This is a genomic window from Micromonospora sp. PLK6-60, from assembly GCF_019890675.1.
In the GTDB taxonomy this organism is placed as follows: Bacteria; Actinomycetota; Actinomycetes; order Mycobacteriales; family Micromonosporaceae; genus Micromonospora.
This window is the reverse complement of record NZ_JAIOAA010000020.1, coordinates 26,227-46,870: the sequence shown is the minus strand read 5'-3', so window position 1 is coordinate 46,870 and position 20,644 is coordinate 26,227. Positions and strand designations below refer to the sequence as shown.

Sequence of the window (20,644 nt, the reverse complement as noted above, 5' to 3'; positions counted from 1 at the left end):
GGTGAGAGGCCGAGGAGGGCCGCCGGTGGAGATCCACACCACCCCGGCCGGTCCGCCCCGCGCGGCTGCTGGAGGGCGCCCGCCGGCCGGCGATAGGGTGACCAGACCGACCCATGACCATGACCCGGGGGGGCCACAGCATGGCCGATTCGTTCGCGCATCTGCACGTGCACACCGAATACTCGATGCTCGACGGAGCGGCCCGGCTCAAGGACCTGTTCGCCGAGGCCAAGCGGCTCGGCATGCCGGCGGTGGCGATGACCGACCACGGCAACATGCACGGCGCGAACGACTTCTACAAGCAGGCGATGGACGCCGGGGTCACCCCGATCCTGGGCGTCGAGGCGTACGTGGCGCCGGAGTCGAGGTTCCACAAGGCGCGGGTGAAGTGGGGCCGTCCCGAGCAGAAGAGCGACGACATCTCCGGTAACGGCGCGATCACCCACAAGACGATGTGGGCGGCGAACGCGACCGGACTGCACAACCTGTTCAAGCTCAACTCGCGCGCCTCGATGGAGGGTCACTACGTCAAGTGGCCCCGGATGGACATGGAGCTCATCGCCGAGCACGCGGAGGGGATCATGGCCACCACCGGCTGCCCCTCCGGAGCGGTGCAGACCCGGTTGCGGCTGGGCCAGTTCGACGAGGCGCTCAAGGTCGCGGCGGCCTACCAGGACATCTTCGGCAAGGACAACTACTTCCTGGAGATCATGGACCACGGCCTCGACATCGAGCGCCGGGTCCGCGACGGGCTCACCGAGATCGCCCGCAAGCTCGACATCCCGCCGGTGGTCACCAACGACTCGCACTACACCCACGAGGCGCAGGCCGAGGCGCACGACGTGCTGCTCTGCGTGCAGACCGGCAGCAACGTCGCCGACCCCAACCGGTTCCGCTTCGAGGGCGGCGGCTACTTCATCAAGTCCGCCGAGCAGATGCGGGCGGTGGACACCTCAGAGCTGTGGCAGCAGGGCTGCCGCAACACCCTGCTGGTCGCCGAGAAGGTGGACCCGGCCGGGATGTTCACCTTCCACAACCTGATGCCGCGCTTCCCGATCCCCGAGGGGGAGACCGAGGAGTCCTGGTTCCGCAAGGAGACCTTCGCCGGCCTGGCCCGCCGCTTCCCCGACGGCATCCCCGAGGGGCACGTCGTGCAGGCCGAATACGAGCTGGGCGTCATCATCCAGATGGGCTTCCCGTCATACTTCCTCGTGGTCGCCGACTTCATCCAGTGGGCCAAGAGCCAGGGCATCGCGGTGGGGCCGGGCCGTGGCTCGGCCGCCGGCTCGCTCGTCGCGTACGCGCTGGGCATCACCGACCTGGACCCGATCCCGCACGGGCTGATCTTCGAGCGGTTCCTCAACCCCGAGCGCGTCTCGATGCCCGACGTCGACATCGACTTCGACGAGCGCCGCCGCGGCGAGGTGATCCGCTACGTCACCGAGAAGTGGGGCGAGGACAAGGTCGCCCAGATCGCCACCTTCGGCACGATCAAGGCGAAGGCCGCGATCAAGGACTCGGCCCGGGTGCTCGGCTTCCCGTACGCGGTCGGCGACCGGATCACCAAGGCGATGCCGCCGGCGGTGATGGGCAAGGACATCCCGCTGTCCGGCATCTTCGACCCGCAGCACCCCCGCTACGCCGAGGCCGGCGAGATCCGCGGCCTCTACGAGTCCGACCCGGACGTCAAGAAGGTCATCGAGACCGCCAAGGGCATCGAGGGGCTGATCCGGCAGACCGGCGTGCACGCCGCCGGCGTGATCATGTCGGCCGAGCCGATCATCGACCACATCCCGCTGATGCGGCGCGACTCCGACGGCGTCATCATCACGCAGTTCGACTACCCGACCTGCGAGTCGCTCGGGCTGCTGAAGATGGACTTCCTCGGCCTGCGCAACCTGACGATCATCGACGACGCGGTCAAGAACATCCAGCTCAACCACGGCAAGGACCTCGACCTGCTGGCCCTGCCGCTGGACGACAAGGCGGCGTACGACCTGCTCGCCCGCGGCGACACCCTCGGCGTGTTCCAGCTCGACGGCGGCCCGATGCGCTCGCTGCTGCGGCTGATGAAGCCGGACAACTTCGAGGACATCTCCGCCGTCCTCGCGCTCTACCGGCCCGGCCCGATGGGCGTGGACTCGCACACCAACTACGCGCTGCGCAAGAACGGCCTGCAGGAGATCACCCCGATCCACCCGCAGCTCGAGGAGCCGCTGCGGGAGATCCTCGCCCCCACCCACGGCCTGATCGTCTACCAGGAGCAGGTGCAGCGCGCGGCGCAGATCCTCGCCGGCTACACCCTCGGCCAGGCCGACCTGCTGCGCCGGGCGATGGGCAAGAAGAAGAAGGAGATCCTCGACAAGGAGTTCGTGCCGTTCCGCGACGGCTGCCGCGAGCGCGGCTACTCCGACGAGGCGATCCAGGCGGTCTGGGACGTGCTGGTGCCGTTCGCCGGGTACGCCTTCAACAAGGCACACTCCGCCGCGTACGGCCTGGTCTCGTACTGGACCGCGTACCTGAAGGCGCACTACCCGGCGGAATACATGGCCGCGCTGCTGACCTCCGTCGGCGACGACAAGGACAAGATGGCGCTCTATCTGTCGGAGTGCCGGCGGATGCGCATCCAGGTCTTGCCGCCCGACGTCAATACCTCGGCCGGGCCGTTCACCCCGGTCGGCAAGGAGATCCGCTTCGGCCTCGGCGCGGTCCGCAACGTCGGCGCCAACGTGGTGGCGGCCATCATGCGGTGCCGGGAGGAGAAGGGCGAGTACGCCGACTTCTACGACTTCCTGTCCAAGGTCGACGCGGTGGTCTGCAACAAGAAGACAATCGAATCCCTGATCAAGGCCGGCGCCTTCGACGCCCTCAAGCACAGCCGCAAGGGGCTGCTCGCGGTGCACGCCGACGCCATCGACGCCTTCGCCGACGTCAAGCGCAAGGAGGCCGTCGGCCAGTACGACCTGTTCGGCGCCGGCTTCGGCGACGCGGACACCGGCGCGGGCAGCACCACCGTCATGCCGGTCATCGGCGAGTCGGAGTGGGACAAGCGGGACAAGCTCGCCTTCGAGCGCGAGATGCTCGGCCTCTACGTCTCCGACCACCCGCTGTTCGGGCTGGAGCACGTGCTGGGCGCGGCGGCCGACACCACCATCGCCGCGCTCTCCGAGGAGGGCACCGTGCCCGACGGCGCGGTGGTCACCCTGGCCGGCATCCTCTCCGGGGTGCAGCGCCGGGTCACCAAGCAGGGCCGGGCCTGGGCCTCGGCCACTTTGGAGGACCTGGCCGGTGGGGTGGAGACGCTGTTCTTCCCGAACACCTACGAGGTGATCGGGCAATACATCGCCGAGGACGCCATCGTGGTGGTGAAGGGGCGGGTCGACCGCCGCGATGACACCCCGCGGATCATGGCGATGGACATGTCCATGCCGGACGTCAGCGTCAACCCGGCGAACAAGCCGATCACCCTGACCATCCCGGTGCACCGCTGCACCCCGCCGCTTGTCGAACGGCTCAAGGAGACGCTGGTGCTGCACCCCGGCGACGCGGAGGTGCACGTCAAGCTGCTCAACGGGGGCAAGGTCACCACGCTGCGCCTCGGCCCGTTCCGGGTGGCCCCGACCACCGCCCTGATGGGCGACCTGAAGAGCGTGCTCGGCCCGGCCAACGTCAGCTGAGCCGGGGTCTGCGGCGTCACACCGGCCGGTACTCGACCTCCGGGCGGCCCGGGGTGCCGTAGCGGGGTGCCCGCACCGCCCGTTCGGCGGTGACCAGGTATTCCAGGTAGCGGCGGGCGGTCACCCGGGAGATCCCGGTCCGGCCGCTCACCTCGGTGGCGGACAGCCCGGGGCCGGCGCCGAGGACCGCCAGCACGGTCTGCAGGGTCTGCTCGTCGAGGCCCTTGGGCAGGGTGTGCCGCGTCGCCCCGCGCAGGGTGGCGAACATCCGGTCCACCTCGTGCTGGGCGGCCACCTCCCCGGCGGCCAGCGCCTGCCGGCGGTACTCCGCGTACCGTTCCAGCTTGTCGCGGAACGCCGCGAAGGTGAACGGTTTGAGCAGGTAGTGGGTCACCCCGAGGGAGACCGCGGTGCGGACCACCGCCAGGTCGCGGGCGGAGGTCACGGCGAGGACGTCGACCGTGCTGCCGGCCGCACGCAGTGCCCGGCACACCTCCAGGCCGTGCAGGTCCGGCAGGCGGAAGTCGAGCAGCACCAGGTCGACCTCGCGGCCCGCCTGCTGCCGCAGCGCGGCCATCGCCTCCCGCGCGGTGTGCGCCACCCCGACCACCGCGAAACCGGGCACCCGTTCGGCGTACGCCCGGTGCGCCTCGGCCAGCAGCGGCTCGTCCTCGACCACGAGCACCCGGATGTCGGTCACGACCCCTCCGCCCCGATCGGCAGCCGGACGGTGAACAGGCTGCCACCGTCGGTGCTGCGCCCCACCTCGTACCGGCCGCCGTAGCGGCGGATGACCTGCCCCACCAGGGCCAGGCCGACGCCCCGGCCGGCGCTCTTGGTGGACCAGCCGCGCCGGAACGCGTCCGCCACCCGGTCCGGGTCCAGGCCGGGCCCGCTGTCGCCGACCCGGACCACGAGCTCCGCGCCGTCGGCCCCGACGAAGACCCGGACCCGGCGGGGCGGATCGGTGCCGGCGACCGCCTCCAGGGCGTTGTCGACCAGGTTGCCGAGCACGGTGAGCAGGTCGGTGGTGGGCAGCGGGCTGCCGTCGAGCCGGCAGTCCGGCTCGACGACCAGGTCGATGCCGCGCTCGCCGGCCTGCGCCGACTTGCCGAGCAGCAGCGCGGCGATGGCCGGCTCGGTGACCGCGCCGACCACCCGGTCGGTGAGCTGCTGGGCCAGCGCCAGGTCCTCGGTGCCGAGCCGGACGGCCTCCTCGGTACGCCCCAGCTCGACCAGCGTCAGCACGGTGTGCAGCCGATTGGCCGACTCGTGGGTCTGCGCCTGCAACGCCGCGGTCAGCGCCCGCACCGAGTCCAGCTCGCTGGCCAGGTTGCGCAGGTCGGTCTGGTCCCGCAGGGTCAGCACGGTGCCCAGCACCCGCCCCTCGAACCGGGTGCTGCGCTGGTTGGCCACCAGCACCCGGTCGCCGGCCAGCACCGGTTCGTCATGCGCGTCCCGGCCGTCGGCGAGCAGGTCCGCCACCGCCGGCGGCAGGTCGATCGCGGTCACCGGCTGGTCGGTCACCGGCGTCTGCTCACCCAGCCCGAGCAGCCGGCGGCCCTCGTCGTTGACCAGCGCCACCCGGCGGTCCCGGGTGAGCACGACGAGCCCCTCGCGCACCGAGTGCAGGACGGCGTCGTAGTACTCGTACATCCGGGTCATCTGGCGTGGCCCGAGACCGTGCGTCTGCCGCCGCAGCCGGCGGCTGAGCAGCCAGGAGCCGGTCCCGGCCAGGGCGAGCGCCGGTACGGCCGCGCCGAGCAGCACCGGGACCTGGGCGAGCAGCTTGCGGTTGATCGCCCGGGTGGTGATGCCGACGGACACCAGGCCGATGATCCGGCCGTCGGCGTCCCGCACCGGGACGACGGAGCGCACCGACTCGCCGAGGGTGCCGGTGTTGGTGACGGTGAACCGCTCGCCGGCCAGGGCGGGGCCGATGTCCCCGATGAACGGGTGCCCGATCAGGGCCGGATTGGGATGGGAGTAGCGGGTCCGGTCCGGGGCCATCACGACCACGAAGTCCGTTCCGGTGGCCAGCCGGGTGGCCTCCGCGTACGGCTGGAGAGCGGCCGCCGGGTCGGCGGAGCGCAGCGCCGCGCGGACGTCGGGGGAGCGGGCCACGGTCTCCCCGACCGCCAGCACCTCCGCCCGGGCCGCCTGCTCGGAATCGGCGCGGGCCAGCCAGAGGGCGCCGCCGGCGCCGGCCAGCACCAGCAGCGTGACGACCACGGCCTGCAGGGCGAACAGCTGCCCCGCGATGCTCCACTGCCGTCGGGCCACGTCCGCCTCCTTCCGCCGTCGGGTCGTGGGCAAGTGTGGCGTACGGGTCGGGTCCGGATTTCGCCCCCGAGTCATCGGGATGAACAGAATGAACGCAAGGCTGCCCCGCGGTGAGACGCGCTTCACATTGTGGGCATGGACACCACCACTTCCACCACCGCTCCGGCCCCGCGGCGGCGCCGCGACCGGACGCGCTACCTCTACCTGGCGGTCATCGCGGCCGTCGTGGCCGGCATCGTGGTCGGCCTCGTGGCCCCCGAGGCGGGCAAGGCGCTCAAGCCCCTGGGCACCGGTTTCGTCGCCCTGATCAAGATGATGATCGGACCGGTCATCTTCTGCACGATCGTGCTGGGGGTCGGCTCGGTCCGCAAGGCCGCCCAGGTCGGCAAGGTCGGCGGCCTGGCGCTGGGCTACTTCCTGGTCATGTCGACCGTGGCGCTGGCGATCGGCCTGGTGGTCGGCAACATCATCCAGCCGGGAGCGGGGCTGGACCTCGGTGACCTCGCCGGTTCCGGTAAGGCCGCCGCGGGCGACGAGGGCGGCGGGACGGTCGACTTCCTGCTCGGCATCATTCCCACCACGCTCTTCTCCTCGCTCACCGAGGGCGAGGTGCTCCAGGCGTTGCTGGTGGCGCTGCTGGTCGGCTTCGCCGTACAGGGCATGGGTCGGCGCGGCGAGCCGGTGCTGCGGGCGGTGGAGGTGATCCAGCGGCTGGTCTTCAAGGTGCTCGCCATGATCATGTGGCTGGCCCCGATCGGCGCGTTCGGCGCCATCGCCGCCGTGGTCGGCGCGACCGGCGTCGACGCGCTGAAGAGCCTGGCCCAGATCATGCTCGGCTTCTACGCCACCTGCCTGCTTTTCGTGCTGGTGGTGCTCGGCCTGCTACTGCGCTTCGTGGCCGGGATCTCGATCTTCAGGCTGCTCGGCTACCTGGGTCGGGAGTTCCTGCTGATCCTGTCGACCTCGTCGTCGGAGTCGGCGCTGCCCCGGCTGATCGCCAAGATGGAGCACTTCGGCGTGAGCAAGCCGGTCGTGGGCATCACGGTGCCGACCGGCTACTCGTTCAACCTCGACGGCACGGCGATCTACCTGACCATGGCCTCGCTGTTCATCGCCGACGCGCTGGGCAAGCCGATGTCGATCGGTCAGCAGATCGGCCTGCTGGTCTTCATGATCATCGCGTCCAAGGGCGCGGCCGGCGTCACCGGCGCCGGCCTGGCCACCCTGGCCGGCGGTCTCCAGTCGCACCGCCCCGACCTGGTCGACGGCGTCGGTCTGATCGTCGGCATCGACCGGTTCATGTCCGAGGCCCGGGCGCTTACCAACTTCGCCGGCAACGCGGTGGCCACCGTCCTGGTCGGCACCTGGACCGGCGAGTTCGACAGGGAGCAGGCACGCGCCGTGCTCGCCGGTGAGCGCCCGTTCGACGAGGCCACCATGCTCGACGACGACGAACCGACCGCGGGTGGCTCCGACGCTTCCGCCGGCGGCGAGCCGCCGGCCCGTCCGACCACCCTGGCCGGCGCCCCGGCCTGAGCCCGCCGCACCCCCGTACGCCCGCCGTCGCGGTTCGCGCCGCGGCGGCGGGCGTCGTCGTGACCGTGCCGGCGGGCGTCGGGTGGGCATCGCGGCGGGCGTCGGGCGGGCGTGGCGGCGCCGGAGTGAGGTGTTAATAGGGGGCCCCTCCTCTACCGGAGGCGTTAACAGGGGGCCCTTCCTTCGGTCCACCGGTGGGGGATTGGTGGTGCCGGGTGGGGGCGGGGTGGCGTTAGCGTCGGGGCATGGAGATCGCGAAGGCGCAGAAGCTGTGGCAGCCGGAACCCGGCTGGTTGAACACCGCCAGCTACGGGCTGCCGCCCGAGCCGGCCTGGACGGCACTGCAGGACGCACTGGCCGACTGGCAGGTCGGGCGGAGCTCGTGGGAGACCTGGAGTGCGGCGACCGACCGCTCCCGCGTGGCGTTCGCCGGGCTGGTCGGGGTGCCGGTGGGTGACGTGGCGGTCGGCAGCGTCGTGTCGCAGTTGCTCGCCCCCGTCGCGGCGGCGCTGCCCGCGGGCGCGACCGTGGTGGTGCCAGAGGTCGAGTTCACCTCGAACCTCTTCCCCTGGCTGGTCCAGGCCGAGCGCGGCGTCGAGGTGCGCACGGTTCCGCTCGCCGGGCTGGTCGACGCGATCGACGCGGGCACCGATCTGGTCGCGTTCAGCCTGGTGCAGTCCGCCGACGGGACGGTCGCCCGGTACGCCGACATCGTCGCCGCCGCCCGCGCGTACGGCGCGCTGGTGGTGGTCGACGCCACCCAGGCGTGTGGCTGGCTGCCGTTCGACGGAAGCCTCGCCGACGTGGTGGCGGTCGGGGCGTACAAGTGGTTGATGGGGCCGCGCGGCTCGGCGCTGGCCTACCTGGCCCCGGCGCTGCGCGACCGGCTGCGGCCCGACGCCGCCGGCTGGTACGCGGGCGCGGACCCGCACGCCTCCTACTACGGTCCGCCGCTGCGGCTGGCCGACGACGCCCGCCGGTTCGACATCTCCCCGGCCTGGTTCAGCTGGGTGGGCACCGCGCCGGCGCTGGAACTGCTGGCCGAGATCGGGGTGCCGGCGGTACGCGAGTACGACGTGGCGCTGGCCAACCGGTTCCTCGCCGGGCTGGGTCGGCCGCCGGGGGACAGCGCCATCGTCACCGTCGAGGTGCCGGACGCGCGGGAGAAGCTGGAGCGGGCCGGGGTGCGGGCGGCGGTCCGCGCCGGGCGGGTGCGGGCGTCGTTCCACCTGTATTCCACGGTGGACGACGTCGACCTGGCCCTGAACGCGTTGGCGGGCTGAGGCTGGGCCGTCCGGGGCCGGCGCGGCCCTGCTCCGCTCAGCTGGCCGTCTGCGGGTAGCCGCGTGGCGGGTCGCGGGCGATGACCGGCCGCTGCCTTCCGTCGGGGCCAAGATCCGGTGGAGCCGGACCTGCCGCACCTGCCGCTCCACCGGCACCACCTCGCGGCGATGAACGTCCGGACGGTTTCCCGCACCGGCCGTTCGTCGTCGGTCGGCCCGAAGTCCAGAGTGTCCGTCCCCTCCGGAGGTGTCACCGGCTGGCGGCCCGCCCCTAAACTTGCGGCGCAAGTTTTCCGGCGTCCGTACTCGACCTCAGCGACTGCCGGCGACCACGAGGAGGACCGGTGCCCCGACCCCGGCAGCCGCTGCTGAATCGGCGGCGGATCGTCGACGCCGCCCGGGCGATCATCGACGCCGAGGGGCTGACCGCGCTCTCCACCCGCCGGCTCGCCGCCGAACTCGGCGTGCAGGGCCCGTCGCTGTACAACCACTTCGCCACCAAGGGCGACATCCTCGACGCGGTCGCCGACAGCGTCACCGCGACGGTCGACACCTCGGCCTTCGGCGCCCTCGACTGGTCGGCGGCGCTGCGACACTGGGCGCACTCCTACCGGCGGGCGCTCGCCGCGCACCCGCACATCGTGCCGTACCTGGCGCAGGGCCCCGGCCGCCGACCGGCCGCCCTGGCCATGGCCGACGCGGTGTACGGCGGGCTGGTCCGCGCCGGTTGGCCGCCCGCCCGGGCCACCCACATCGGCGCGGCGCTGCGCTACTTCGTGACCGGGTCCGCGCTCGGCTCGTTCGCCCGGGGCTTCTCCGACGACCCCGACCTGTACCTCGACCATCCGCACCTGCGCCAGGCGCACCGGCTCGCCGGGCACCAGCACAGCGTCGACGAGGGCGCCTTCGTGCTCGGCCTGGACGCCCTGCTGCACGGCCTCGCCGCCGAGTACGACCGCATCGTCGGCCCCGCCCTGCAGACGACGGACGGCTGACCGGCGGACGGCCGGTGACGGTGGCCTCCCACATGTCGACCGCCGCCGATGGGTGGATGGGGCGGTGCCGGGCCGGCACCGCACCGTCTCCTATGGGGATCCGGCCCGTGCCACCGTGGGCGAATATGTGGCACATCGACATGGTTCGACTCTGCCGGGCCACCGTAGGTTTCCAGCACGCGACGGCCCTGTGACCACGGTCACCGACCTGGCCGCCGCCGTATGAACCTGCGGAGGGTGTGGCGATGGCCGGGCAAGCGCTCCTGTCAGCCCGCGGGCTGACCCGCGACTTCCGGGGCTTCCGGGCCGTCGACCAGGTCGACCTCGACGTCGCCGCGGACAGCGTGCACGCCCTGGTCGGCCCGAACGGCGCCGGCAAGACCACGCTGTTCAACCTGCTCACCGGGTTCCTGCCGCCGACGGCCGGGCGGATCGAGCTGGCCGGGCGGGACGTCACCGGACTGCCGCCGGAGCAGGTCGCCCGGCTGGGGGTGGCCCGCTCCTTCCAGATCACCAGCCTCTTTCCGCAGCTCTGCGCGCGGGAGCACGTCGAGCTGGCCCTGCAGTCGCCGAGCGGCCTGGGCTGGCGGTTCTGGCGCTCGGTGAAGCTGATGGGCCGCTACCGGGAACGCGCCGAGGAACTGCTGGACATGGTCGGCCTCGCCGAGCTGGCCGAGGCCCCCGCCGAGGCGTTGGCGTACGGGCGCAAGCGGGCCCTGGAGCTGGCCATCGCGCTCGCCCTGGACCCGAAGGTGCTGCTGCTCGACGAGCCGACCGCCGGGATGGGGCTGGAGGACGTCGACCGCACCGTCGACCTGATCGCCACCGTACGCAAGGGACGGACCGTGGTGATGGTCGAGCACAACATGAGCGTGGTCGGCCGCCTCGCCGACACCGTCACCGTGCTCCAGGCCGGCAAGGTGCTGGTCGAGGGGCCCTACGAGCAGGTCCGCGCCGACGAGCGGGTCATCACCGCCTACCTGGGAGCCGCTGATGCTGCGCATTGAGAACCTCTCCGCCTGGTACGGCGAGGCGCGGGTGCTGCGGGAGGTGAGCCTGGAGGTCGCCGCCGGCGAGGTGGTGACCCTGGTCGGGCGCAACGGCGCCGGCAAGTCCACGCTGCTGCGCTGCGTGATGGGGCTGCACCCCGGCCAGTCCGGCGCCATCTCCCTGGACGGCCGGGACGTCACCCGGCTGCCGGCGCACCGGCGGGCCCGGCTCGGGCTGGGCTGGGTGCCCGACGACCGGGGCGCGTACGCCTCGCTCACCGTCACCGAGAACCTGACGCTGCCGCCCCGGGTCGGCCCCGACCCGTGGTCGCTCGAGCGGGTCTACGAGGCGTTCCCCGCGCTGCACCTGCGGCGCGACTCGCCGGCCACCAAGCTCTCCGGCGGCGAGCAGCAGATGCTCGCCCTGGCCCGGGTGCTGCGGATGGGCGCCCGGCTGCTGCTCTGCGACGAGCCCACCGAGGGGCTCTCCCCGCTGCTCGTGCAACAGGTCGGCGACCTGCTGCGGGAGGCCAAGAAGCACGGCGTGACGGTGCTGCTCGTCGAGCAGAACCTGCACTTCGCCACCGGCGTCGCCGACCGGCACTACCTGCTGGCCGAGGGACGCGTGGTGGAGGCGATGGACAACTCCGAGGTGCGCAGCCGGGAGCGCGAGCTGTTGGCGTACCTCGGCATCTGAATTTCCGACGAACAGTGAGCCGCGCTCGGCGCGGATATGGAGGGATCGGTATGCGTAGAACCGCAGGTGTGGCGGCGGCGTCCGCCGCCGTGCTGCTCGCCGCCGGGTGTGGCGGTGGGGGCCCGAGCGGGTCGGGTGACTCCAAGCTCACCGACGACAAGATCGTCCTGGGGGTGTTGAACGACCAGTCCGGGGTGTACGCGGACGCGTCCGGCAAGAACTCGGTGAAGGCCGTGGAGATGGCCATCGCCGACTTCAAGGCCAAGTACGGCGACAAGGCCGTCACCACGAACATCAGCGTCGAGTCCGCCGACCACCAGAACAAGCCGGACATCGCCAACACCAAGGCGGCCGAACTGTACGACCGCAAGGGCGTCGACGCGATCCTGGACGTGCCGACCTCCTCGGCGGCGCTGAAGGTGGCCGACGTGGCCAAGGCGAAGAAGAAGCTCTATTTCAACATCACCGGCGCGACCACCGACCTGACCGGCAAGGCGTGCAACAAGTACACGTTCCACTACGCGTACGACACGTACATGCTGGCCCACGGCACCGGCACGGCGGCGACCCAGGAGGGCGCCAAGAACTGGTACATCGTCTACCCGGACTACGCGTTCGGCCAGGACATGGAGAAGAAGTTCTCGGCGGCGGTGGAGGGGGCCGGCGGCAAGGTGGTGGCCAAGGACGCCACGCCGTTCCCGAACGACAACTTCTCCACCTTCCTGCTGAAGGCGCCGACGCTGAACCCGAAGCCGGACACCCTGGGCACCATGCAGGCCGGCGGTGACCTGGTGAACCTGGTCAAGCAGTACAACGAGTTCAAGCTCCGGGACAAGGGCGTCGGCCTCGCGGTCGGCCTGATGTTCCTCACCGACATCCACTCGCTGACCCCGGCGGCGCTGGCCGGCACCACCTACACCGACGCCTGGTACTGGAACTTCGACAAGCAGAACCGGGAGTGGGCGGACCGGTTCCTGAAGGAGACCGGCACCCGGCCGACCTTCGCCCACGCCGCCAACTACTCCGCCGCCACCCAGTACCTGGAGGCGGCACAGTCCGCCGGCACCGACGACGCCGACACGGTGGTGAAGGAGCTGGAGGGCAAGGAGATCAACGACGTCTTCCTGCGCAACGGCAAGATCCGCGCCGAGGACCACCGGGTGCTGCACGACGCGTACCTGGCGCAGGTCAAGCCGCAGGCCGAGGTGACCGAGGACTGGGACTACGTGAAGGTCGTCAAGACCATCCCGGCGGCCGAGGCGTTCGCGTCCCCGTCGGCCGAGTGCAAGATGTGACGAGGCCATGACCGGTTTCCTTCAGCACACGTTCGACGGGCTGGTGAACGGGGCGTTCTACGCCCTGCTCGCCCTCGGCCTGGCGGTCATCTTCGGGATGCTCCGCGTGGTCAACTTCGCCCACGGCGCCTTCTACATGCTCGGCGCCATGGGGGCGTACGTCCTGCTGGCCGAGTTCGGGGTGCCGTTCTGGTGGGCGCTGGTGATCATGCCGGTGGTGCTGGGGGTGCTGGGCATGGCGCTCGAGCGGGCCTTCGTGCACCGGCTGGCCCGGCTCGATCCGCTCTACAACTTCCTGCTCACCTTCGGCCTGGTGCTCATCCTCCAGGACCTGGTGAAGTCCCGGTACGGGGTGCAGTCCATCCCGTACGCCACCCCGGAGTCCCTCGGCGGCTCGGTCGACCTGGGCATCTTCGACTTCCCGACCTACCGGGTCTTCGTGCTGGGCTTCGCCGTCGCGATCTGCGTCGCGGTGTGGTGGGCGCTGACCCACAGCCGGGTCGGCATGGTGGTGCGGGCGGCGACCGAACGCCCGGAACTCACCCGGGCGTTCGGCATCAACGTGGGACGGTGGGTGACCCCGGTCTTCGGCTTCGGCATCGCCCTCGCCGGACTGGCCGGGGTGCTCGCCGCCCCGATGCGGGCGGTCAACCCGCTGATGGGCGCCGACCTCATCATCGTGGTCTTCGCGGTCGTGGTGATCGGCGGCCTCGGCTCGATCTTCGGGTCGGTGGCCGCCGGGTTCGGCATCGGCCTGATCCAGGCCTGGGGCGTGGTCTACCTGGCCGACTGGCCGATCCTGTCGCAGACCCTGGTGTTCATCGTGATGGCCGCCGTGCTGCTGTGGCGCCCGGCCGGCCTGTTCGGGCGTGAGGAGGCACCGGCATGACCACAGCGGTCGAGAGTGAGCCCGGGGCGAAGCCGGGTCCGGCCCGCTCCGGGCTGGTCGCGGTCTCCCGGGCGCCCTGGTGGGTCCGGTACGCGCTGCTCGTGGCGGGGTTGGCGGTCGCCCTCTGGCTGCCCAACGGCCTCTACCCGGCGGTCGCGGTGGACATCCTCTGCTGGGCGCTGCTCGCGGTGTCGGTGGACCTGCTGCTGGGCTTCACCGGGCTGATGTCCTTCGGCCACGCGGCCTTCTGGGGCACGTCGGCGTACCTCGCCGGCATCGCGGCGATCAAGGCCGGCCTGCCGTTCCCGGTCGCGGTGCTGACCGGGGCGCTGGGCGCGGCCGTGATCGCCCTGCCGATCGGCTACCTCGCGGTGAAGCGCACCGGCATCTACTTCGCCATGGTGACGCTGGCCTTCGCCCAGATGATCTATTACGTCGCCAACAAGTGGGGCTCGGTCACCGGCGGGGAGAACGGCCTGCAGGCGGTGCCCCGCGAACTCGGCGGGCTCGACCTGTCCGACGAGTACTACTTCTACTACGCGGCGCTGCCGATCGCGCTGCTCGGCCTCTGGGCCGCGTGGCGGATCGTGAACTCGCCGTTCGGGCGGGTGCTGGTCGGCATCCGCGACAACCCGGCCCGGGCGCGGGCCCTCGGCTACCCGGTGCACCGGTACAAGCTGACCGCGTTCGTGCTGTCGGCGTTCCTCGCCGGGCTGGGCGGTGGGCTGTTCGCGATGGGACACCAGTTCGTGTCACTGGACGTGCTGCACTGGACCACCTCCGGCAAGGCGGTCATCGTCGTGGTGCTCGGCGGGATCGGCACGCTGTGGGGCGGGGTGCTCGGCGCGGCGTTGCTCGTCCGGCTGGAGGACTGGCTGTCGTTCTCCGGCTTCGAGCAGATCGGGCTGGTCACCGGCACCATCTTCGTGCTGGCCGTGCTGCTGTTCCGGCGCGGGATCTGGGGCACCGCGGTGGATCTGGTCCGGCGCTGGCAGGCCCGCCGGGGCCGCACCGAAGACTGATCCGCCCCGGAGCGCATCCGGAACGCCCCGTCCCGACGAACTCCCGGGTAGTGACCACTACCCGGGAGTTCGTCTGGTGCTGACCGAAGCGATGCCGGCCGAGGCCGCCGAGGCGGCCCGCAAGCGACTGGCGCTGGCCGCCGAGGACCTGGACGGCACCCGGGTCGCGGGAGAGCTGCGCGAGCTGGCGACCGGGCACGGCGTGCCGGCCGTGTGGCAGCAGGTCTGCGTCCCGCTGCTGGCCGCGCTGCCCGGGCTCACCGGCGCGGAGATCGCCGTCGAGCACGCCCTCGCCGAGGGGATCCGGACCGGCCTGGACGGGCACCGCCGCGAGCCCGGCCGGCACCTGCCCGGCCCGGGCGTCCTGCTCGCCGGCGCCGAACAGGAGAACCACTGCCTCGGCCTGCACGCGCTCGCCGCCGCGCTGCGCGAGCAGGGGCGGGGCTGCCTGCACCTGGGCGCGGCGCTGCCCTGGTCCGCGCTGTCCGGCGCGGTGCGGCGGGTCCGGCCGCACACCGTCGTGGTCTGGGCGCAGACCCCGGTCACCGGCCGCGCGTACCGGCTGCGCCGGTTCGCCCGGGAGGCCCCCGGGGTACGCGTGCACGCCGCCGGGCCGGGCTGGATCGAGCCCTTCCCGCCGCCCCCGCACCGGCTGACCACGCTGGACGCCGCCATCGCCGCCTGCCGGTAAGGAGGGGCACCTTGTTAACGCATTTTGTATAGCAGGGGCCCCCTCCTAACACCTGCCGACAGCCGACGGGCGCCGCGGCCGGGGTGGGCGGGGCGGCGGCTGTCGGGGGTGGGGCCGGCGTGACGTGGACCACAAACGATACGAACCGGTTCCGTATCGAAAATCGCGAGCCTAGGCTCACGTTCGTTACGAGCCTGACCCGTATCGTATTGCGCGGCACGGGGCCACCGGGGGGAGAAACGGGCCGATGGAACTGGACCAGAACACCGGACACCCGAGGAGGTGGGCGATCCTCGGCGTGCTGGTGATCAGCCTCCTCGTGGTCGTCCTCGACAACACCATCCTCAACGTCGCGTTGCGCACCCTCGCCGACCCGGTGCACGGCCTCGGCGCCAGCCAGGGCGAGCTGGAGTGGTCGATCAACTCCTACACCCTGGTCTTCGCCGGCCTGCTGTTCACCTTCGGCGTGCTCGGCGACCGGTCCGGGCGGCGGCGCTTCCTGCTGATCGGCCTGGTCCTGTTCGGGCTGGCGTCGCTGCTGTCGGCGTACGCGCAGAGCCCCGGCCAGCTGATCGCGGCCCGGGCCCTGATGGGCGTCGGCGGGGCGGCCATCATGCCGGTGACCCTGTCGATCATCTCCAACGTCTTCGACCCGCGGGAGCGGGGCCGGGCGATCGGCGTCTGGGCCGGCGCGGTCGGCCTCGGCGTCGCGATCGGGCCGGTGCTCGGCGGCGCGCTGCTGGAGCACTACTGGTGGGGGTCGGTCTTCCTGATCAACGTGCCGGTGGTGGCGTTGGGCGTGGTGCTGGTCGCCACCCTGGTCCCCGAGTCCCGGGACCCGAGCCCCGGCCGGGTCGACCTGCTCGGCGTGCTGCTGTCCGTGGTCGGTCTGGTCGCGCTCACCTACGGCATCATCGACGGCGGCGAACACGGCTTCGACCGGCTGCCGGTCTGGGCGGCGATCGTCGGCGGGCTGGCGGTGCTGGCCTTCTTCATCGGCCACGAGCTGCGCAGCGACCACCCGTCGCTGGACGTCCGGCTGTTCCGGGTGCCCCGGTTCGCGGCCCCGGTCACCCTGATCGGGCTGGTCTTCTTCGCCGCCATGGGCGTGATGTTCTTCAACGCCTTCTACCTCCAGCTGGTGCGCGGCTACAGCCCGCTGGAGACCGGCCTGCTCTTCCTGCCGTTCGCCGGGGCCCAGCTCTTCTTCGCCCCGCGCAGCGCGGCGATGGTCCGCCGGTTCGGCGGCCGGGCGGTCGCGGTGACCGGCCTCGCCCTGACCGCCGTGTCGCTGGGCGGGTTCGTGCTGGTGGAGGCGGACACCCCGATCTGGATCGTGCTGCTGCTGACCTTCGTGCAGGGCGCCGGGATGGCCAACATCATGCCGCCGGCCACCGAGTCGATCATGTCGGCGCTGCCCCGCGAGAAGGCCGGCGTGGGCTCGGCGGTGAGCAACACCATCCGGCAGGTCGCCGGCGCGCTCGGCGTGGCGGTGCTCGGCTCGGTGCTCTCCGCGGTCTACCGCGACGACATCGCCCCGGCGGTGGCGGCGCTGCCCGCCGCCGCCCGGGAGGCGGCCAGCGAGTCGATCTCCGGCGCGTACGCGGCGGCCGACCGGCTCGGCCCCGCCGGGCCCGCGCTGATCGACTCGGCCAACGACGCCTTCGTCACCGCCATGCACTGGGCGGCCGGGCTCAGCGCGGTGGTCGCCGCGCTCGGCATCGTGGTCGCGCTGCGCTGGCTGCCGGGGCGGGCCGCGACAACGCCGGTCCCCGCGCCCGCCGGCGAGCCGGAGTTGGCCGGAACCGCCTGACTTCGGGTTCAATGTCTGACATGACTTCCACCGCCGACGCTCCGCGGCCGCCCGGCCGGCCGCGGAGTGTCCGCGCGGACGAGGCGATCATCGGCGCCACCCTGGACCTGCTGGCCGAGGGAAACACCCTCGAGGCGCTCTCCATCGAGGCCATCGCCGCCCGCGCCGGGGTGGGCAAGGCCACCATCTACCGCCGCTGGTCGGGCAAGGACGCGCTGTTGCTCGACGCGCTGCGTACCCTCAAGGGCCAGCCGCCGGAGCCGGCGGGGCACTCGGTCCGCGACGACCTGGTCCTGCTGGTCGGCGCGGTCGGGCACAACATCGACCCGCGGGCCGCCAAGATCATGCCCTGCCTGGTGCCCGAGGTGAACCGCAGCCCGGACCGCTACCAGCTCTACCAGAACATCATCGAGCCGCGGCGCAAGCTGATGCGCGAGGTGCTCCGGCGCGGCGTCGCCTCCGGCGAACTGCGGGCGGACCTCGACGTCGAGCTGACCATGGCGCTGCTCACCGGCCCGATGCTGATCCAGCGGATGCTGCGCTGGCACCCGGAGCTGGAGGAGCGGATGCTGCCCGAGCAGATCGTCGACCTGGTGCTGGACGGCGTCCGCGCCCGCTGACCGGCCGGGCCCGCTGAGCGTCCGCGCCCGCTGACCGGCGGGCGCGGTCCCGGCCCGCGGGGCGTGTCGGGAAAAGCTCAGCCGGCCGGGTGGCGCAGCCGGTGCAGCCGCAGCGCGAGCTGCACCTCCAGCGCGCGGTCGGGGCGCTGCCAGTCCGTGCCGAGCAGCTGCCCCACCCGCTCCAGCCGCTGGGTGACCGTGTTGACGTGCACGTGCAGCTGCTCCGCCGCCCGGGCCAGGCTGCCGCCCACCCCGAAGTACGCCTCCAGGGTCCGCACCAGCGCGGTGCCCCGCCGGGCGTCGTAGTCCACCACCGGGCCCACCGTGGCGGTGAGGAACCGGGCCACGTCCCGGTCGCCCGGGTCGCCCACCGCGCCCAGCAGCAGGCCCACGAAGCCCAGCTCGGCGGTGCTCGCCCCCTGCCCGCCGCGCCCCAGCGCACCGAGGGCGGTCAGGCAGCGGGCCGCCTCGGCGAACGTGGTGGCCAGCGCGGCCGGCCCGGTGGCCGGGCCGCTCGCCCCGGCGGTCACCGGCCGGCCGGTCACCCGGGACAGGTCCCGGGCCACCGCGCGGGCGCTGCCGCCGGCGTCCACGCCGGGCAGCATCAGCACCACCCGGCCGTCCCGGGCCGCGGCCAGCCCGCCCCGGGTGGAGGCGTACGTGGTGGCCCAGGAGAGCACCCGCTGCCGGGCCGAGCCGGTGGCGGCGATCGCGTCCTCGCCCACCGCCACCAGCACGTGCGGGGCGTCCAGGTCGACCCCGAGCCGGCGGGCCCGGCTGCGCAGCGCGTCGGTGTCCCGCAGCGGCCGGGCGATCAGGTCGTCGAGCAGCTCGCCGCGGACCCGTCCCTCCGCCTCGGCGACGGTCCGCCGGAACAGCAGCAGCAGCGCGGTGACCAGCGCGGCCCGCTCCAGGATCCGCTGGTCGGCGTCGACCAGCTCGTCGTCCGGGCGCAGCACCAGCGCGCCCAGGTTCTCGGCGCCGGCGACCACCGCGGCGTACCAGAGCGGGCCGCGGCGCACGCTGCGCCCCTCGGTACGTGACGCGGCCACCGCCTCCACCAGGTCGGAGCGGTCCGGCTCGGAGATCTCGCCGACCCGGGCCAGCCGCCGGCCCTCGGCGTCCAGCGCCAGCAGCGCCCCGCCCAGCACGTCGGTGACCGCCGCCGCCACGTCCTCCATCCCGCCGCCGCGCACCACCAGCGCGGTCATCCGGTCGTGCGCCGCCGCGGCGCGCTCCACCGAGGCGCTGTGCGCCCGGATGGTGCTGTTGGCCGCGGAGAGCTCGGCCAGCGCCGACCGGGTCTCGGCCAGCAGCCGCGCGGTGTCGATCGCCACCGCCGCGTGCGCGGCCAGGGAGACCAGCAGCGACACCTCCTCGCGGGCGAACGGCCGGACCGACCGGTTCGCCGCGTACAGCACGCCGATCACGCTCGACCCGAGGCGCAGCGGCACGCCGAGGATGGCGATCAGCCCCTCCTCGCCGACCCCGTCGTCGATCTCCCCGGTGTGCCGGAACCGGCCGTCCTCCGGGTAGTTGGCGGTGGCGTACGGGGTGCCGGTCTGCGCCACCAGGCCACCGAGGCCGTCGCCCATCTCCAGCCGCAGCCCCTGGAAGCGGGCCGAGATCGACCCGTCGGTGACCCGCATGTAGGTGTCGCCGCGCTCGTCGTCGTTGAGCGTCATGTACGCCACGTCGGTGCCGAGCAGGATCCGCGCCCGGTGCACGATGGCCCGCAGCACGTCGTCCAGGTCGCGCAGGCCGGCCAGGTCGCTGGCGGTGTCGTACAGGCCGGAGAGCTCGATCTCGCGCCGACGGCGGCGCTCCAGCAGCGCCCGTACCCGCAGCGCCACCGTCTTGGCCTGTTCCAGCTCGGCCAGCCGGTCGGCCGGCAGTCCGGCGGCCCGGGCGGCCACCAGCGGCCCCTCGAACTCGACCGCGGCGGCCTCCCGGGCGAGCAGTTCCAGGAACTCGACCGGCGACGACATGAGCGACATTGTGCGCGACGCCACTAGTTGGCCGTCCAGCCCCCGTCGAGGGCGATCGAGGCGCCGGTGATGAACGCGGCCGGCGGCGAGCAGAGGTACGCCACCAGCTCCGCCACCTCCTCCGGCTCGATCAGCCGCTTGATCGCCGCCCGGGCCAGCATGATCTTCTCGACCACCTCGTCGGCGCCGATGCCGTGGGTGGCCGCCTGGTCGGCGATCTGGCTCTCCACCAGGGCGGTGCGCACGTACGCCGGGTTGATGCAGTTGGCCGTCACCCCGTGCGCCGCGCCCTCCAGCGCGACCACCTTCGACAGGCCCTCCAGGGCGTGCTTGGCCGACACGTACGCCGCCTTGTACGGCGAGGCGCGCAGCCCGTGCACGGAGGAGATGTTGACGATCCGGCCCCAGCCGCCGACGTACATGTGCGGCAGCGCCCGGCGGATCAGCAGGAACGGCGCCTCCACCATCACCCGCTGGATGTACTCGAAGCGCTCCACCGGGAAGTCCTGCACCGGCGCGACGTGCTGCAGGCCGGCGTTGTTGACCACGATGTCCACGTCGACGTCGAGCCGGTCCACCGCCGCCGCGTCGGCCAGGTCGATCCCCTCGGCCCGGCCGCCCGCCTCGGCGGCCACCGTCTTGGCCGCCTCGGTGTTGCGGTCCACCACCAGCACCTGTGCGCCGGCCGCCGCCAGCCGCAGGGCGCAGGCCCGGCCGATGCCGCTGCCACCACCGGTCACCAGGGCGCTACGACCGGAGAGGTCGACGTGTACGACGTGGGGGACCGCCACGGGTTCTGCCGTCATGGCGCAAGAAGTTACGAGGCGGGTGGCCCCGGGCACATGGGGCGGCGACACATACTCCGG

16 protein-coding genes are annotated in these 20,644 nt (G+C 72.5%); 12 read left to right on the top strand and 4 right to left on the bottom strand.

The window, feature by feature from the left end; genetic code table 11:
• Positions 1-140 precede the first annotated feature (140 nt).
• Positions 141-3,677, top strand: coding sequence for a DNA polymerase III subunit alpha (gene dnaE, locus K7640_RS26325; RefSeq protein WP_222957614.1), 3,537 nt, complete (start codon positions 141-143; stop codon positions 3,675-3,677).
• 16 nt (positions 3,678-3,693) lie between these two features.
• Here the strand turns inward: dnaE and K7640_RS26320 are convergent, their stop codons facing one another.
• Both K7640_RS26320 and K7640_RS26315 read right to left on the bottom strand, forming a co-directional pair.
• Complete coding sequence (locus K7640_RS26320) at positions 3,694-4,377, bottom strand: response regulator (RefSeq protein ID WP_222957613.1); 684 nt, start codon at positions 4,375-4,377, stop codon at positions 3,694-3,696.
• The gene (locus K7640_RS26315; RefSeq protein WP_308042748.1) at positions 4,374-5,960 is read right to left on the bottom strand and encodes a sensor histidine kinase; all 1,587 of its coding nucleotides are present in this window, start codon (positions 5,958-5,960) and stop codon (positions 4,374-4,376) included. The genes K7640_RS26320 and K7640_RS26315 overlap by 4 nt, the downstream gene beginning before the upstream one ends.
• Positions 5,961-6,095: 135 nt before the next feature.
• Here K7640_RS26315 and K7640_RS26310 point away from each other — a divergent pair, with 135 nt between their 5' ends.
• From K7640_RS26310 to K7640_RS26260, 11 genes are all read left to right on the top strand, one after another.
• Positions 6,096-7,496: a cation:dicarboxylate symporter family transporter gene (locus K7640_RS26310; protein WP_222957611.1), complete on the top strand. Its 1,401-nt coding sequence runs from the start codon at positions 6,096-6,098 to the stop codon at positions 7,494-7,496.
• Between the two features lie 245 nt (positions 7,497-7,741).
• A complete protein-coding gene (locus K7640_RS26305; protein ID WP_222957610.1) occupies positions 7,742-8,779 on the top strand; it encodes an aminotransferase class V-fold PLP-dependent enzyme in 1,038 nt (345 codons plus the stop codon).
• A 344-nt stretch (positions 8,780-9,123) separates the two neighbouring features.
• Positions 9,124-9,774, top strand: a complete 651-nt coding sequence (locus K7640_RS26300) for a TetR/AcrR family transcriptional regulator (RefSeq protein ID WP_222957609.1) — start codon at positions 9,124-9,126, stop codon at positions 9,772-9,774.
• Positions 9,775-10,019: 245 nt separating this feature from the next.
• Positions 10,020-10,781 (top strand): ABC transporter ATP-binding protein, encoded by a 762-nt coding sequence (locus K7640_RS26295; protein WP_222957608.1) that lies wholly within the window; start codon positions 10,020-10,022, stop codon positions 10,779-10,781.
• Complete coding sequence (locus tag K7640_RS26290) at positions 10,768-11,460, top strand: ABC transporter ATP-binding protein (protein WP_222957607.1); 693 nt, start codon at positions 10,768-10,770, stop codon at positions 11,458-11,460. The genes K7640_RS26295 and K7640_RS26290 overlap by 14 nt, the downstream gene beginning before the upstream one ends.
• Positions 11,461-11,510: 50 nt before the next feature.
• Entirely contained in the window at positions 11,511-12,755 is a 1,245-nt protein-coding gene (locus K7640_RS26285) for an ABC transporter substrate-binding protein (protein ID WP_222957606.1), read from the top strand.
• 7 nt (positions 12,756-12,762) lie between these two features.
• A complete protein-coding gene (locus tag K7640_RS26280; protein WP_222957605.1) occupies positions 12,763-13,644 on the top strand; it encodes a branched-chain amino acid ABC transporter permease in 882 nt (293 codons plus the stop codon).
• Positions 13,641-14,666: a branched-chain amino acid ABC transporter permease gene (locus K7640_RS26275; RefSeq protein ID WP_222957604.1), complete on the top strand. Its 1,026-nt coding sequence runs from the start codon at positions 13,641-13,643 to the stop codon at positions 14,664-14,666. The genes K7640_RS26280 and K7640_RS26275 overlap by 4 nt, the downstream gene beginning before the upstream one ends.
• A 76-nt stretch (positions 14,667-14,742) precedes the next feature.
• The gene (locus K7640_RS26270) at positions 14,743-15,357 is read left to right on the top strand and encodes a transcriptional regulator (protein WP_308042744.1); all 615 of its coding nucleotides are present in this window, start codon (positions 14,743-14,745) and stop codon (positions 15,355-15,357) included.
• 247 nt (positions 15,358-15,604) lie between these two features.
• Positions 15,605-17,170, top strand: a complete 1,566-nt coding sequence (locus tag K7640_RS26265) for an MFS transporter (RefSeq protein WP_222957603.1) — start codon at positions 15,605-15,607, stop codon at positions 17,168-17,170.
• Positions 17,171-17,181: 11 nt separating this feature from the next.
• The gene (locus K7640_RS26260) at positions 17,182-17,790 is read left to right on the top strand and encodes a TetR/AcrR family transcriptional regulator (protein ID WP_222957602.1); all 609 of its coding nucleotides are present in this window, start codon (positions 17,182-17,184) and stop codon (positions 17,788-17,790) included.
• 77 nt (positions 17,791-17,867) lie between these two features.
• Here K7640_RS26260 and K7640_RS26255 read toward each other — a convergent pair whose 3' ends face one another.
• Together K7640_RS26255 and K7640_RS26250 are read right to left on the bottom strand one after the other, a co-directional pair.
• On the bottom strand, positions 17,868-19,802 hold the full coding sequence (locus K7640_RS26255; RefSeq protein WP_222957601.1) for a helix-turn-helix domain-containing protein: 1,935 nt from the start codon (positions 19,800-19,802) through the stop codon (positions 17,868-17,870).
• On the bottom strand, positions 19,802-20,584 hold the full coding sequence (locus K7640_RS26250; RefSeq protein WP_222957600.1) for a 3-hydroxybutyrate dehydrogenase: 783 nt from the start codon (positions 20,582-20,584) through the stop codon (positions 19,802-19,804). Before K7640_RS26250 ends, K7640_RS26255 begins: the two co-directional genes overlap by 1 nt.
• Positions 20,585-20,644 lie beyond the last annotated feature (60 nt).